Origin of the sequence: Paraburkholderia fungorum, assembly GCF_902833645.1 — a bacterium.
Taxonomy (GTDB): domain Bacteria; phylum Pseudomonadota; class Gammaproteobacteria; order Burkholderiales; family Burkholderiaceae; genus Paraburkholderia; species Paraburkholderia fungorum.
On the sequence record NZ_CADFGE010000001.1, the window covers coordinates 150,632 to 166,373 of the forward strand.

Here is a 15,742-nt window from a genome sequence, read left to right on the forward strand (position 1 = left end):
ATGTCGCACGCAATGCCCGACCGGCTTCTGCCCGGTTCGCCCTATCCGCTCGGCGCCAGTTGGGATGGCCTCGGCGTCAACTTCGCGGTGTTCTCGGCGAATGCGCAAAAAATCGAGCTTTGCCTGTTCGATCCCACCGGTCGCAAAGAGATCAGGCGCTTCACGCTGCCCGAATGCACCGACGAAGTCTGGCACGGCTATCTGCCCAACGCGCACCCCGGCACCGCGTACGGTTTCCGCGCGCACGGGCCGTATCAGCCGCAGCATGGGCATCGCTTCAATCCGCACAAGCTGTTGCTCGATCCGTATGCACGCAAACTGGTCGGGCAGTTTCGCTGGTCCGACGCGCTGTTTGGCTATCGCGTGCACTCGAATCGTGCCGACCTCTCGATCGATCGGCGCGATTCGGCGCCGGCCATGCCGAAGTGCGTCGTGATCGACGAGGCTTTCGACTGGTCGCACGACAAGCGCCCGAATGTACCGTGGGGCGAAACCGTCATCTACGAAGCGCATGTGCGCGGCGTGTCGATGTTGCGTCCCGATTTGCGCCAGCACGAACGCGGCACGTTCGCCGCGCTGGCTGCGCCGGAATTCATCGAGCATTTGCTGAAGCTGGGTGTCACCGCAGTCGAATTGCTGCCGGTGCACGCGTTTCTGAACGACCGCTTTCTGGTGGCGCGCGGCCTGCGCAATTACTGGGGCTACAACACCGCGGCTTTTTTTGCGCCGGAGCCGTCTTATCTGAGTACGCACCGGCTCGACGAAATGCGCATCGCCGTGCGCCAGTTGCACGCTGCCGGCATTGAAGTGATCCTCGACGTGGTCTACAACCACACCTGCGAGGGCAACGAGGCGGGGCCGACCATCTCGTGGCGCGGCCTCGACAATGCGAGCTACTACCGCCTGGTTCCCGGCGACGAACGCCACCATATCAACGACACCGGCTGCGGCAATACCGTCAACGTAGTGCACCCGCGTGTCCTGCAGATGGTGATGGATTCGCTGCGCTACTGGTCGACGAAGTTCAATATCGACGGCTTCCGTTTCGATCTCGGCGTGACACTCGGCCGCGAGCAACACGGCTTCGATCCCGGTTCCGGTTTCTTCGACGCGTTGCGCCAGGACCCGATCCTGTCGGAACGCAAGCTGATTTCCGAGCCGTGGGACATTGGCCCGGGCGGTTATCAACTCGGCAATCATCCGCCGGGGTTCGCCGAATGGAACGACCGTTTCCGCGACACGGTACGCCGCTTCTGGCGCGGCGACGCGGGCCTGCGCCCCGATCTCGCCGCGCGGCTGACCGGTTCCGCCGATCTGTTCAACCGGCGCTTCAGGAAACCATGGGCTTCGATCAACTTCGTCACGTCGCACGACGGTTTTACGCTCGCCGATGTCACGGCCTACGAGCACAAGCACAACGAAGCGAATCGCGAAGACAACAACGACGGCCACAATGAAAACTGCAGCCGCAATTGGGGCGTGGAAGGTCCGAGCGACGATCCGGCGATACTCGAAACGCGCAAGCGCGTGGCCCGCTCGCTGATCGCCACTCTGCTGATGGCGCTCGGCACACCGATGGTCCTGGCCGGCGACGAATCGCTGCGCACGCAGCACGGCAACAACAATGCGTATTGCCAGGATAACGAACTATCATGGCTCGACTGGGATCGCATGGAGTCGCCCGACGGGCGGCAGATGACCGAGTTCGTCGCGCGTCTGATTGCATTGCGCAAACAGCACCCACTACTGCGCGAAACGCGCTTTCTGTTCGGCGACCGCGAAGTACTGCCCGGTCTGTACGACGTCGGCTGGTTCGATGAACACGGCGACCCGCTCACTATCGAAGCCTGGCAAGACCCCGAAGGCCGCGCGTTCACGCTGCGTCGCGCGGGTCCGGGCTCGAATGGCGAAACGGAAGTATTGTTGATGATGCTCAACGCTTCGGCGGACACCTTGCGTTTCGTGCCGCCCGCGCCGCACCTGGAATGGCACGTGCTGCTAGACACGGCCGAGCCCGAAAGCGCGCCGCACCCGCTGACCACGCCCGACATCGAAGTGGCCGCGCATAGCCTCGTGATGCTGGCGGCGCAACCGGTCGGCGAAGCGGATTGGCAGACGGGCTGGAAGGCCGGCGCGCAGCACGGGCCGCGCTTATTGACCGCCCTGCCGCCCGATCCGGGTGCGCATATGCCCGGTAGCGATACGTCGCCGTCCACGTAGGCGGGAAGCAAAACCGAATGGTGATGAATCATGTCCGAAAGTCCGATTGATCCGCACGCGCACCATCACGCGCATTGCCTGCCGTTCAGCGCGCAGTTGCTGGGCGCAACGGGCGCGAAGCCGCGCACCCGGTTTCGCTTCTGGGCGCCTTCGTGCAAGACGGTGCAGGTGGAAATCGAAAACGGACCGGCCCAAGGCACGCACGACATGACCGCCACGGGCAACGGCTGGTTCGAAACGACCGTCGAGAGCGGCGCGGGCACGTTGTATCGCTTCCGCCTCGATGGCGGACAGGCGGTGCCCGATCCCGCGTCGCGCTTCCAGCCGCAAGACGTGCACGGACCGAGCGAAGTGATCGATCCGCGCGCGTACCGTTGGGAGCATACGAACTGGCATGGCCGTCCGTGGGAAGAAACGGTGCTGTACGAATTGCACGTCGGCGCGATGGGCGGTTATGCCGGCGTGATGAAACGTCTGCCCGCGCTGGTCGCGCTCGGCGTCACGGCAATCGAATTGATGCCGTTGAACGATTTTCCCGGCCAGCACAACTGGGGCTACGACGGCGTGTTGCCCTATGCGCCCGATTCAGCGTACGGCCGCCCCGAAGAATTGAAAGCGCTGATCGACGCCGCGCACGGCCTCGGCCTGATGGTATTTCTCGACGTGGTGTACAACCACTTCGGCCCGGACGGCAATTATCTGCACGAATACGCCCGCTCGTTCTTCCGCGAGGGCACGCACACGCCGTGGGGCCCCGCGATCGATTTCGACCGCTGCGAAGTGAGCGACTTCTTCACCGACAACGCCGTCTACTGGATCAACGAGTACCGCTTCGACGGCCTGCGCTTCGATGCGGTGCATGCCATCGACAATCCTGCATGGCTGCGCGATTTATCCGACCATATCCGCGCGAAAGTGCAGCACGGGCGGCATGTACATCTGGTGCTGGAAAACGAGCGCAACAGTGCAAGCCTGCTGGAAACGCATTTCGACGCGCAATGGAACGACGACGCACACAACACGCTGCATGTGCTGCTGACGGGCGAAACCGAAGGCTACTACCACGCCTATGAAGATCAGCCCATCCGCCGCCTTGCACGCGTATTGTCGGAAGGCTTCGCGTATCAGGGCGAACCGTCACCCATCCACGAAGGCGCGCCACGTGGTGAGTCGAGCGGGCATCTACCGACCACTTCATTCGTGATGTTCCTGCAGAATCACGACCAGATCGGCAATCGCGCATTCGGCGAACGCCTGCGCACACTGACGTCGGACGATGCCTTGCGGGCGGCCACCGGTTTGCTGCTGTTGTCGCCGCAAATTCCTCTGCTGTTCATGGACGAGGAATACGGCTCGACCCAGCCGTTTCTGTTTTTCACCGACTACACGGGCGAACTCGCCGACGCCGTACGTGAAGGACGGCGCCGCGAATTCGCCCGCTTTTCCGCGTTCAGCGACGAACAGCGTCGCGCGCAGATTCCCGATCCGAACGACCCGAAAACCTTCGAGGCCTCGTCGCCGCCTGAGCCTGTTCAAAGCGCGTCCGCGGACGACAACGCGAAAGACCGGCTCGACTGGATGCACTTCTACAAATCCGCGCTTGCCGTGCGGGCAAAACTGATCACGCCGCGCCTGAAGCATTCGAAAGCGCTCGGCGCAACCGTGCTCACCGCCGCAAACGGCGACGATGCCGATGCGCTGATTGCCCGCTGGAAACTCGGCGATGGCGAGACCTTGTCGATCGCGTTGAATCTCTCGAAAGAAGACGTCGCGTTTCCCGATCCGCCAGCCGGCAAGGTAATTTTCGAAACGCCACCGCGCGTGCGCGAGCAGGTCGACGCCAACGTGTTGCCGTCATACGCGTTTGTCGCGTGGGTAAGCGGCGACGTCAGCGATTACGCCATCGGTCACGATGCGCGCATCGCGAGCCAACAGGAGCGCCACGCGTGAGCACCCGACGCCCGACCGATACGATCACTACCCTTGCCACGCGCGCCGGCTTCGAGGTCGAGTGGCAGGATGCGCACCATACGACGCAGCATGTACCGGAGAGCACGCTCGCCGTGCTGCTCGAACGGATGGGCTTGCCCTGCGCCAACGCCACGCAGATCCGGCACAGCGCGGCCACGCTCGACGCCGAACTGTCCGGGCGCAAATTGCCGCCGTTGATGACCGCGGAGGTCGACCGCGGCATCGCGCTGCCGGCTGCGGCGATCAAATCCGCCAGTCACTACCGGATCGAACTCGAAAGCGGTTCGATCATCGACGGCCGCTTCACGGTGCCGAAGGGCGCGGAAGCATTGCTCACGCCGATCGAAGAGCCCGGCTACCACACGCTGGTGATCAACGATCAACGCATGACATTGGCCGTGGCGCCGTCGCGCTGCTATACCGTCGCGGATGCATGGCGCACGCTGCATGGCGGCGCCGCGCAAACAGCGCAACCGGCACAAACGCCGCCGCTGTGGGGCATTGCCGCGCAGTTGTACGGTTTGCGCCGCACGGGCGACGGCGGCCTCGGCGACTATACGGCCCTCGCACAAATGGCGACCGAGAGCGCGAAGCGCGGCGCGCATGCGCTCGCCGTCAGCCCCACGCACGCGATGTTCAGCGCCGAACCGGGTCGCTTCAGCCCGTATTCGCCGTCGTCGCGTTTGTGGCTGAACGTCACGCATATCGACCCTGCCGCCGTGTTCGGCGAGGATGCTGCGCGCGCCGCGCTGGAGGCCGCGCAGGCCACCAGCGCATGGTCGGCGCTCGAAGACTTGCCGCTGATCGATTGGCCGAGCGCAGTGGTGCTGAAACTGAAGGTTTTGCGCGCGCTGTACGAGAACTTCTGCACTCAGGAACGCGCAGCCGGCACACCGCGCGCGCTCGAATTTCACGGTTTCTGTGAACGTGCCGGTCGCGCGCTCGAAGATCATGCGCGCTTCGAGGCGTTGCAGGCCGTGCAGCTGGCGCAGGAGGACGGTAAGGGCCACTGGCGCGACTGGCCCGAGCCGTTGCGCGATCCGCGCAGCGCGGAAGTCGAAGCCTTCGCCGAAGCGCATCGGCATGAAGTCGATTTTCATCTGTTTCTGCAGTGGCTCGCCGCCAAGGGTCTGTCGCACGCGCAGCAGGCCGCGACCGATGCCGGGATGGCCATCGGCCTGATCGCCGATCTCGCCGTCGGCTGCGATAGTGCCGGCAGCCATGCATGGTCGTATCGCGACGACATGCTGCAAGGTGTTTCGGTAGGCGCACCGCCCGATCTGTTCAACCAGGCCGGACAGGCCTGGGGGCTCACCACCTTCTCGCCGCGCGCGATGCGCACGCAGGGCTTCTCCGCCTTCATCGACATGCTGCGCGCGGCGTTCGCGCATGCGGGCGGCATCCGCATCGATCACATTCTCGGTTTGCGGCGCCTGTGGCTCGTGCCCGAAGGCGAGAGCGCGCGCAACGGCGCCTATCTGCGCTATCCGCTCGAAGACCTGCTGCGGTTGATCGCGCTCGAATCGTGGCGGCATCGCGCAATCGTGATCGGCGAAGATCTGGGCACCGTGCCGCCCGGCTTTCGCGAACGGCTCGAAGAGCATGGTCTCGCCGGCATTCGCGTGCTGTGGTTCGAAGGCGCGGAAAGCGGCAAGGGCTTCAAACCGCCGTACGCGTGGGATCGCAATGCCGTCGGCACCACCACGACCCACGACCTGCCGACCGTGGCGGGCTGGTGGCGCGGCAGCGACATCACGTGGCGCAACCGGATCGGCCAGACCATGGCGCGCGCCGATGGCCGCGATGCGGAGCAAGTGGCGCTGGAAGAACGCGCCGCCGATCGCGCGCTGCTCTGGCAAGCGTTCCAGCAGGCCGGCGTCGCCGCGCCGGGCGTGGCGGCGCCGCCGCCCGACGAGGCGCCCGTGGATGAAGCGCTTGCCTTCGTCGCCGCCACGCCTGGGCCGCTCGTCACATTCCCGCTCGAAGATCTGCTGGGCCTCGTCGAGCAGCCCAATCTGCCCGGCTCGATCGACGAGCATCCGAACTGGCGCCGCCGCGTGAGTCTGCCGATCGACGCATTGTTCGAGGACGACGCCTTCAACGATCGCCTGCTGGCCGTCGACCGCGCGCGCCGCGGCGCAACCGTTCCCGCCTCCACCAACGTTTCTTCGGAGCCTGATACGCCATGACCGTCCCGCGCTCCACGCTTCGCCTCCAGTTCCATCGAGGCTTTACCTTCGACGATGCCGCGAAGCACGTCGACTACTTCGCCGCGCTCGGCATCAGCCACCTGTACGCGTCGCCGATCACCACCGCCGAGCCGGGCTCGATGCACGGCTACGATACCGTCGACTACACCCAGGTCAACCCGGAATACGGCGGCGAAGCGGGCTTGAAACGCCTCGTCGAAAAACTGCGCGCACACAACATGGGGCTGATCGTCGACGTGGTGCCGAACCATATGGGCGTCGGCGGTTCGAGCAATGCGTGGTGGCTCGATATCCTCGAATGGGGCAGGCATAGCGCCTACGCGCGCCATTTCGACGTCGACTGGCATTCGCCCGATCCAGCCCTGCGTGGCAAGGTGCTGTTGCCGACACTCGGTGCACCGTACGGCGATGAACTCGCCGAGGGCCGGATTGCGCTGCATTTCGCGGCCGATAGTGGACGCTTCTATATCGGCTACGGCCCGCACGTATTTCCCGTGTGTCCGACCGACTACGCAGCGATTCTGCAAAGCGCCGACCGCGCCGATCTCAACGCGCTGGCCGAACGTTTCCAGGGTCTGACGACGCAGCCGACCGATCAGCCGCGCGCCGCCGAAGGACGCGACATGTTGCGCGAGTTCGTCGCGCAAAACGGTGCCTCGGCAATCGAGCTGGTCCTGCAAGCGTATTCACCCGCGGATCCGGTGACGCGTGACCGCTTGCATCGATTGATCGAACGGCAGCATTTCCGTCTTGCCTGGTGGCGCACTGCTTCAGACGAAGTGAACTGGCGGCGTTTCTTCGACATCTCGACTTTGGCCGGCGTGCGCGTGGAGCGGCCCGAGGTATTCGAGGCAGTGCATGCGCTGGTTTTCCGTCTGTATCAGGAAGGCGTCGTGGACGGTTTGCGGATCGATCACGTGGACGGTCTGGCTGAACCGCGTGAGTACTGTCAGCGTCTGCGGCAACGCCTCACCGAATTGCGCGACACCACGCCATATGTGGTCGTCGAAAAAATTCTCGGCCGCGGCGAACCGCTGCGCGACGACTGGCCCGTGGACGGCACGACCGGCTACGACTTCATGAACGACGTGGGCGCCCTCTTGCACGATCCGGCCGGTGCCGAACCGCTCGCGCAGACGTGGACCGAACTCACTGCCCGCAGCCCGCGCTTCGCCGACGAAGCGTTGCCCGCCCGGCGCAAGATTCTCGCGGAGAACCTCTCCGCCGAACTGGACCGCGCGACGCGCGCGTTGCATCGGATTGCCCGCGACTCGCTCGCGACACGTGATTTCACCTTCACCGCGTTGCGGCGCGTGCTGACCGAACTGGTCGTGCATTTTCCGGTATATCGGATCTATTCGCAGAACGGCGTGCGCAGCGCCGCCGACAACGTGTATTTCGATCAGGCACTGGCAGGCGCGAAACAGACGCTTTCGCGCGCGGATCATGAAGTGCTCGACCGTGTGAACGCGTGGCTTGGCGAGAGCGCCGAAGAAGTATCGAATCCGAATGCCCGCAGCAATGCGCAAGCGCAGCAGCAGGGTCCAGGTGGCGCGCCGCCGAGTCATGCAGGTTCGGCACGGCGCACCGCGCAAACGCTGTTCGCGCAACTGACCGCACCAGTCGCCGCAAAGGCGATTGAAGATACCGCGTGCTATCGCTATGGCCGTTTGCTGTCGCGCAATGAAGTGGGCTCGGACCCGGGCGAGTTCGCGTTGTCGGTCGAGCAGTTTCATGCGGCGAATCTCGAGCGCTCGCAGCGCTTTCCTCACGCGATGCTCGCCACGGCAACGCACGACCACAAGCGTGGCGAAGACGTGCGCGCGCGCCTTGCGGTGTTGAGCGAAATCGCCGACGAATGGAGCGCGAAGTTGCGCGCGTGGTCGACGTTAAACGCACCACATCGCCGTGCTCTGGACGGTACACCGATCAGCAGCGTCAGCCACGACATCAGCTACGACTGGGCACCCGGCCCGGCCGCTGAAGCGATGCTGTATCAAACCCTGGTGGGTTGCTGGCCGCCCGGCTTGCAAGCGGACGATGAAGCCGGCATCAAGGAACTCGCCGAACGGGTCGCACAATGGCAGTTGAAGGCGCTGCGGGAAGCGAAGCTGCAGACCAACTGGCTCGCCCCCGACGAAGCCTACGAAGCCGGCTGCCGCGCTTTCCTGTTCGACATCCTGGCGCCGCAGCGGCGCGATGGATTCCTGCGCGAATTGTCCACGTTCGTCACGCGGATCAGCCGCGCGGGTGCGCTCAATAGTCTGCAACAAACGGTGTTGCGGCTGGCGTCGCCTGGGATTCCCGATCTTTATCAGGGCACGGAGTTATGGGACTTCAGTCTGGTCGATCCAGACAATCGCCGGCCCGTCGATTTTGCCAAACGTGAAGCGTTGCTGGCGCAGACACCCCCTTCGGATTTCCTCGCGGACTGGCGCGATGGACGGGTCAAGCTCGCCGTGGTGCAACGGGTGCTGGCCTTGCGCGCCCATTTGCCGGAGTTGCTGAGTCAAAGCACGTATCTGCCGCTGGAGGTACGCGGTCCGCATGCGGCGAATGTGATCGCGTTCGCACGGCGGCATGGGAATGCGTGGGCCGTGGTGGTGGCGAGCCGGCTTGCTGCCGGCTTGCTCGGCGACACCAGCGAACCCGATGATCTGCCGATGGTCGATCCGGCTAAATGGGGCGATACAGCCATCGAGATGCCGGCGGATCTGGCCGCACGAGCGCTATTCGACTGGTTGAGTCCGGCGGCACCCAAGGTCGACGAAAACGGCTTGCTGTATCTGCGCGATGCGTTAGGCGCAATGCCTATCGCGGTGTTGGTGGAAGACGGTGTGCCACGCAGTTGATGCGCGTTTGCTGAAGGCCTGGCTTGCAGGGGCGGTGAAAGCACACGTGCTTTAACCGCCTTTTTTGTCGGCTCACGCAACGGCTCCCTGACCGGCGCGCTCAGCGCTATGCGTCACGCCGACGAGCCGCCTTGCTGTGCACGTTTGACGGCTTCGGCCATCTGTTCCGCCACACGCCTCGTGTCCCAGTACACCTGCCCTTTGTACATCCGGTCGCCGCGCAAGTTGAAGCGGTCGACACCCTGCCAGTTGAGTGCCTGCCCGGCCACGGTGGCCGATGCCCGCCATTCGATCATGACGGCGTCGCCGGTGGGCGCCCATTGAAGGACGTCGACTTTCAAGTCCGGCAGTTGCGCCAGGACCTGACGGAAATGTTCGATGACGCCTTTCCGGTCGGCCGGCTCCGTCATGGGTGGGATCAGGTTTTGTGTGTCTTCGTGCATGAGGGCTTCCAGGTTATCCGCGACGGGGTGCTGCCACTCCGAAGCGAAACGTTGCACAGCGGTCCTGGCGTTGGCCAACTGCTCCGCGCTCGGGGGAAGGTATTTTTCTGCTGACGTCATGTGGGTTTGCTCCTGAATGGGTTGCTTACCTACGGTGTTGTTGCCCGGGGGTTCAGGCCGCGGCCAGAAGGTTGATTTTACATACAACTCGATTTTCACATACATCGTGTATGTATACTACAATCAGAATGTGAAAAATCAAGGGATATAAACGAAGCTCATGCCAAGCGCAGCCCCCACCCCAAAATCCCGTCGCGAGGAATATGCGGACGCGACCCGGCAGGCGCTCATCGCCGCCGCGGCCGAGCTATTCACGTCGCAGGGGTACCAGCAAGTCGGGATCGAAGCCATCGCGCGCAGCGCACGCGTGACTCGTGGCGCCTTCTATCATCACTTTGCAGACAAGGCCGAGTTGTTCGACGCGCTGGTGCAGGCTCTTCAGGCGGACGCTGCATCCAGAGTCAAAGCCGCCGCCGAGGCAGTTCCTGAGGCAAAGCGGATAAGCGCGGGCATTCGCGAATTCCTGGAGATCTGCACCGAGCCCGCCTACCGGCAACTCGTCATTGAAACCGCGCCCGCCGTGCTCGGTCCGGCACGATGCCGCGAGATCGAAGAAGCGCACGTGTATGGTCTGCTGATCGGTGCGCTGACGAACCAGGCCTCCGGCAAGGAAAAAGCCAAGGCGTATCTCGCCGCGCGCATGATCGGCAGCATGGTGTGCGAAGCGGCACAATTGCTCGATGGCGCGGACGATCCCGTCGCCATGAAAGCGGACGCATTGAAGCTCGTTGAAAGCATGGCCGGCGCGCTGACGGCTGACAGGAACCGGAATACGGCAAACCGCAAGTAAGCTGTTGTCGTGCCGGCCGGCAAGCCGACGTATAGCAGCAGCAAATATCCCGTGTCGCTCCGTGGTACGGACGGCGACTTTACTTGAGCCATGCCGCGGTCGACTTACGACGAGTACGGTGACGAAGCCGGTTAAAGTGGTTCAAGGCGGTGTAGGGCGGCTTGAGGCGGCTTAGCCGCCCTCATCGTCGAACGTTTTCGGATAAACGCGCACCAGCACGATGCGCGGTCCCTTCATCTTCTTGATCACTACGTCGAAGCGATCGAATTCGATGCGCTGCCCTTCGGTAGGCAGATCGTTGAGCGCCTGAATCACAAGGCCGCCAACCGATTCGGCCCGGCCTTCGTCGATGTCGATCCCAAGCGCACGTTCCAGTGAGACCACCGGCAAGCTGCCCTTGCCCATCAAGGTGCCGTCGTCCATGCGCGTCCAGTCGGCGTCGCCCTGGCGGAATTCGTCGTGGATCTGCCCGACCAGCGCGCCGAGCAGATTGTCCAGCGTGAGAAAGCCGATCGGCTTCGCGTTCTTATGGCCCACCAGCGCGAAATGCGGCGCACCTTTGCGGAAGCGGCGAAACAGTTCGAGCGCCGGCATATCCGGTTTGACGTACTGCACGGGGCGCGCGTATCTGGACAGGTCGTCGAGCGTGCTGCCCGCGTGCCGCGCCAGCAGCAAGTCCTTCAAATGGATCATGCCGGCCACGCGCTCGCCGGAAGCGTCTTCGAACAACGGATAGCGGCTGAAACGATGCCGCGCCACCACCTGCATGTTTTCGCGCAGCGGCAAATCGCGCCGCAGGCCGACCATTTCATAAGACGGACGCATCAGATCCGACACCGTCATGCGCGAAAAATCCAGCGAATGCGCGATCGTGTTCCACTCGTCCTGGCTGTAGGCGCCATCCGGTGAACCGAGTTCAGTCGCGACGTTGGCGCGGCGGCCACGCAGGATCAGTTTGAGTTCGTCGGTCGAGTAATGCGAATCGTGGCCGTGCTCGCCGTTGAGGCCCGCAAGTTTCAGCACCGCGTTGGCACTGGAGTTGAGCACCCAGATCGCCGGATACATCGCCCAGTAGAAACCGTAGAGCGGCGTGGCGGCCCACAGCGAAACCTTTTCCGCTTCACGAATGGCCAGCGATTTCGGCGCCAGTTCGCCCACCACGATATGCAGGAACGATATGCACGAGAACGCGAAGAACAGCGAGATGCCGTGGATCAGCTTTTCCGATTCCACTCCAAGCAGGCTAAAGACCGGCGTGAGCAGTTCCGCGAACGCCGGCTCGCCGATCCAGCCGAGCCCGAGGGATGCCAGCGTAATGCCAAGCTGACAGGCCGACAGATAGGCGTCGAGCCGTCCATGCACCTTCGCCAGCAAACGCCCACGCATTCCGTGTTTGGCCGCGAGGCTCTGCACGCGCGTCTGGCGCAGCTTCACCAGACCAAATTCGGCGGCGACAAAGAAACCGTTGAGGGCGACGAGAAACAATGCACCAATAAGGGCGACAACCTGGATCAAAGCGAGGGGCTCCGGCAACAAAAGTTGTCAGTATAAGACGCGAAAGCAAGATGAAAGTTAATCGTGCCCAGGAAGTGCGCCGACAACCGCCGCTCACGTGGGAGTCGATGCACTCAGTGGCACGTGCAGCGCGAGCGTAACAGTTTCGCCCTCAGATGCGTCGCTTTGCTCGAAACTGCCGCCGTGTGCTTCCGCAACGCGCTTGCACAGCGCGAACACCCACGCGATCCGCTTGGCCTCGCGCGGTTCACCCGCCTGTTTGAGGGCAAAAGCTTCCAGCACATGGGGCACCGAAGCATCGTCCAGAGCGGCGGCGCTCTGATTGAAAGTGACCGTGGCGTACCACCGGGAGGCGTCCGCGCGCGCGGCCAGGGTGACTGCGGCACCCCTTGAGCTCGCTTCGACGGCAAACGTGAGCATCACCCACAGCGCGGCGGCGAGACGCTCGCGGTCGCCGTTGAGCTGCTCGGTAGCAAGTTGCGACTCGACCGTGAGCTCGACGCCACGCGCACGAGCCAACCCCGAGCGAACTTCCTCCACGGTTTCATCGAGTAGCGGATGCAGCGGAAACGGCGCCAACTCAAGTGCGAGCGATCGGGTCTCAGCGCGCGTGGCATCGACAATCGTCTCCAGCAACTTCACCTGCTGGTCCACGCCATTACGAATTCCGGTGACGGCGCGCTGCGAATTGGGATCGTTTGCATCGAGCTTGCGCTCGAGCACGTACGCCCAGCTATGGATGGCGTTCAGCGGACCGCGCAGGTCGTGTGACACAAGCGACAGCACGTGATCGCGCATGAACAGCGCAGTCTCCGCGCGCAGACGCGCGGTGCGTTCGGAGACGACGAGGCCGGAAGAAACCGGCTTGGCGCCGGTGGTCCCGGTGGAAGACGTTGTCACGATCGAGCCCTCTCAGGCAATACATGGAATATTGAACGAAACCCCATTATAGGCATGCCGTCCTGGGCAACCAGCCTGGCCGGACGGCTAACGTGGACGCAAACCGCATGCCACCTTCCAATCCTCGGCGATACGACCTCAACACGCCTACAATGTCGGTTTTACGTTTTTGACCTAAGGAGCGACATATGTCGACTGTGACTACCGAATCCGGCCTGAAATATGAAGACATCGTTGAAGGCACCGGCGCCGAAGCGGTTGCCGGCAAGACCGTCAGCGTGCACTACACGGGCTGGCTGACCGACGGTCAGAAGTTCGACTCGAGCAAGGACCGCAACGACCCGTTCGCGTTCGTGCTGGGCGGCGGCATGGTCATCAAGGGCTGGGATGAAGGCGTGCAAGGCATGAAGGTCGGCGGCACGCGCAAGCTGACGATTCCGCCGCAACTCGGCTACGGCGTACGTGGCGCGGGCGGCGTGATTCCGCCGAATGCCACGCTCGTGTTCGAAGTCGAACTGCTCGACGTCTAAGTTTTCACTGTTTTGTAATTGCGCCATTAAGCCAATGGGTCACGCCGCCATCACCGCACCTAGCGTTTCGCTGCGCCGTTACGGCACGGTCGAAGCGTCGGACGTGCACGATTTTCACCAGGTCGTGCTCGGACTCGACGGCGCGATGGTGATGGCGGTAGACGGCGTCGCGCAACAGATCGACGCCGGTTCCGCCTGGCTCATTCCGGCAGGCGCGCGGCACAACTACGCGGGTATCGGCGAGAACCGGCAGTTGGTGCTGGATCTGCCGGCCGCCTCGCTGGCCGTGCCGGAGCGTCTGTTCGACCGCGCGCGGGCGGTCACCGTGGATGCCTCGCTCACGCAGCTCGTGCATCGGATTGCGGGGCACGCCACAGGCGGCGCTCAGACCAGCAATCTGGACGCCCGGCGTTTTCAATGGGATGCAGCCGCACGATTGGGCGCTGCGCTGGTGGCCGATACCGGCACCATGGCCGCAGCGCAGGCATACGGCGCCGGCCTCGACTTCGCGCGCATCGACCGCTGGCTGCGCACCCATCTTTCGGAACCGCTGCGTATCGCCGACCTTGCCGCGCATTGCGGCTTCGGCATGCGGCGCTTCCATCAGCTTTTTATCGAAGCCTTCGGCGAAACGCCGCATCGCTATTTGCAGCGTCTGCGGCTCGATACGTCGCTGAGTTTGCTGTCCGATCCACGCTTGTCGCTGAGCGATATCGCGCTGGAAATCGGCTTTGGCGATCAGAGCGCCTACACCCACGCCTTCACGCGGCGCTTCGGGCTGGCGCCCGGTCAATGGCGCGCGCCGCGTCATTGACGATTGCGTTCGGGCGATCCGCGAGCCACCTGAAAAAGGCGGCTCGCACTTCTTGCTACCGTTGCTTGCTACCGCTGCCCCGCGCGCTGAACGCTTAACCCGCCAGACCGCGTTCCAGATCGCCGCGGATATCGCCGGCGTTTTCCAGACCTACGGCAAGACGGATCAGACCTTCGCTGATCCCCGCCGCGGCACGCGCTTCCGGCGTTACGCGACCGTGCGTGGTGGTTGCCGGATGCGTGATGGTGGTACGCGTATCGCCGAGATTGCCGGTGATCGAGCAGATCTTCGTGCTGTCGATCACGCGCCAGGCATTCGCGCGCATCTGCTCAGGCGTATCGCCCTTCAGTTCGAACGACAGAATTGCGCCGCCCGACTTTTGCTGACGCATGGCCAGCGCGTGCTGCGGATGCGATTCAAGCCCCGGATAGAACACCCGGTTCACGGCAGGATGCGTTTCCAGCCAGCGCGCGATTTCGAGCGCATTCGCCGACTGCTTGTCGACCCGCAGCGACAGCGTTTCCATGCCCTTGAGCAGCACCCATGCATTGAATGCGGACAGAGTCGGCCCGGCACTCCGCACGAACGGAAACACCTTTTCCATGATGAACTTCTTCGAGCCCACCAGCGCGCCGCCGAGCACACGCCCCTGGCCGTCGAGGAACTTGGTGGCCGAATGCATCACGACGTCGGCGCCTAATTTCAGCGGCTGCTGCAAGGCCGGGCTGCAGAAACAGTTGTCGACCACGAAAACCGCATTGGCCGCCTTCGCGATCTTGCTGATCGCCTCGATGTCCGCGACTTCGGTCAGCGGGTTCGACGGCGTTTCGAGGAAGAACATCTTCGTTTCCGGGCGCACGGCGTTTTTCCATGCATCCAGATCGGTCGGATCGACAAAGGTCGTGGTAATGCCGAACTTGCTGAAGATTTGCGAGAACATGCCGAGCGTCGAGCCGAACAGCGCCTGCGAGCTGACCAGATGGTCGCCGGCCTGCAGCGTGGACATTACCACCGACATGATCGCCGCCATCCCCGAAGCCGTGGCCATACACGCTTCACCACCTTCGAGCGCGGCCAGGCGGTCCTGGAACATCGAGACCGTCGGGTTCGTGAAGCGCGAGTAGGTGTAGTTGTCTTCGGAATTCTTGAATTTTTCGGCAGCGTCCGCGGCACTCGCGAAGACGAAGCTCGACGTCAGGAAAATCGCTTCCGAATGTTCGTTGAAGTCGCTGCGCGCTGTGCCCGAGCGGATCGCCAGCGTATCGAAGTTCAGGGAGTCGTCCATGTTAGTTCTGGTTTCCAATGTTCCATAGCTGGGTTCAGCGTCGGCGGCTCGCGTTAGACGAGTTCAACAACGCCAAACGACAGCAACAAAAA

11 protein-coding genes are annotated in these 15,742 nt (G+C 63.4%); 7 read left to right on the forward strand and 4 right to left on the reverse strand.

The window, feature by feature from the left end; all coding sequences use genetic code 11:
* Genes glgX through treY form a run of 4 tightly spaced genes read left to right on the forward strand, consistent with a single transcriptional unit; the run spans position 1 to position 9,253 of the window.
* Entirely contained in the window at positions 1 to 2,220 is a 2,220-nt protein-coding gene (glgX, locus tag HWX91_RS00650) for a glycogen debranching protein GlgX (protein WP_028196137.1), read from the forward strand.
* A gap of 30 nt (positions 2,221 to 2,250) precedes the next feature.
* Positions 2,251 to 4,170, forward strand: coding sequence for a malto-oligosyltrehalose trehalohydrolase (gene treZ, locus HWX91_RS00655; protein ID WP_028196136.1), 1,920 nt, complete (start codon positions 2,251 to 2,253; stop codon positions 4,168 to 4,170).
* Positions 4,167 to 6,380, forward strand: coding sequence for a 4-alpha-glucanotransferase (gene malQ, locus HWX91_RS00660; protein ID WP_028196135.1), 2,214 nt, complete (start codon positions 4,167 to 4,169; stop codon positions 6,378 to 6,380). Before treZ ends, malQ begins: the two co-directional genes overlap by 4 nt.
* Positions 6,377 to 9,253, forward strand: coding sequence for a malto-oligosyltrehalose synthase (gene treY, locus HWX91_RS00665; RefSeq protein ID WP_028196134.1), 2,877 nt, complete (start codon positions 6,377 to 6,379; stop codon positions 9,251 to 9,253). Before malQ ends, treY begins: the two co-directional genes overlap by 4 nt.
* A gap of 113 nt (positions 9,254 to 9,366) precedes the next feature.
* Here treY and HWX91_RS00670 read toward each other — a convergent pair whose 3' ends face one another.
* Positions 9,367 to 9,915: a nuclear transport factor 2 family protein gene (locus HWX91_RS00670; protein ID WP_162181289.1), complete on the reverse strand. Its 549-nt coding sequence runs from the start codon at positions 9,913 to 9,915 to the stop codon at positions 9,367 to 9,369.
* Between the two features lie 61 nt (positions 9,916 to 9,976).
* Between HWX91_RS00670 and HWX91_RS00675 the strand changes: the two genes are divergently transcribed.
* Positions 9,977 to 10,606 (forward strand): TetR/AcrR family transcriptional regulator, encoded by a 630-nt coding sequence (locus HWX91_RS00675; protein ID WP_052660712.1) that lies wholly within the window; start codon positions 9,977 to 9,979, stop codon positions 10,604 to 10,606.
* A 171-nt stretch (positions 10,607 to 10,777) separates the two neighbouring features.
* On the opposite strand, the gene HWX91_RS00680 is transcribed toward HWX91_RS00675, so the two are convergent.
* Both HWX91_RS00680 and HWX91_RS00685 read right to left on the reverse strand, forming a co-directional pair.
* Complete coding sequence (locus HWX91_RS00680; RefSeq protein WP_028196132.1) at positions 10,778 to 12,121, reverse strand: hemolysin family protein; 1,344 nt, start codon at positions 12,119 to 12,121, stop codon at positions 10,778 to 10,780.
* A gap of 93 nt (positions 12,122 to 12,214) precedes the next feature.
* Positions 12,215 to 13,021 carry a sensor histidine kinase gene (locus tag HWX91_RS00685; RefSeq protein WP_028196131.1) on the reverse strand — a complete coding sequence of 269 codons (807 nt, stop codon included), beginning with the start codon at positions 13,019 to 13,021 and terminating at the stop codon, positions 12,215 to 12,217.
* Positions 13,022 to 13,209: 188 nt separating this feature from the next.
* On the opposite strand from HWX91_RS00685, the gene HWX91_RS00690 reads away from it, so the two are divergent.
* Both HWX91_RS00690 and HWX91_RS00695 read left to right on the forward strand, forming a co-directional pair.
* A complete protein-coding gene (locus HWX91_RS00690) occupies positions 13,210 to 13,551 on the forward strand; it encodes an FKBP-type peptidyl-prolyl cis-trans isomerase (RefSeq protein WP_006047612.1) in 342 nt (113 codons plus the stop codon).
* 34 nt (positions 13,552 to 13,585) lie between these two features.
* The gene (locus HWX91_RS00695; protein ID WP_028196130.1) at positions 13,586 to 14,365 is read left to right on the forward strand and encodes an AraC family transcriptional regulator; all 780 of its coding nucleotides are present in this window, start codon (positions 13,586 to 13,588) and stop codon (positions 14,363 to 14,365) included.
* A 94-nt stretch (positions 14,366 to 14,459) separates the two neighbouring features.
* Here the strand turns inward: HWX91_RS00695 and HWX91_RS00700 are convergent, their stop codons facing one another.
* Positions 14,460 to 15,650 carry an O-succinylhomoserine sulfhydrylase gene (locus HWX91_RS00700; RefSeq protein ID WP_028196129.1) on the reverse strand — a complete coding sequence of 397 codons (1,191 nt, stop codon included), beginning with the start codon at positions 15,648 to 15,650 and terminating at the stop codon, positions 14,460 to 14,462.
* Positions 15,651 to 15,742 lie beyond the last annotated feature (92 nt).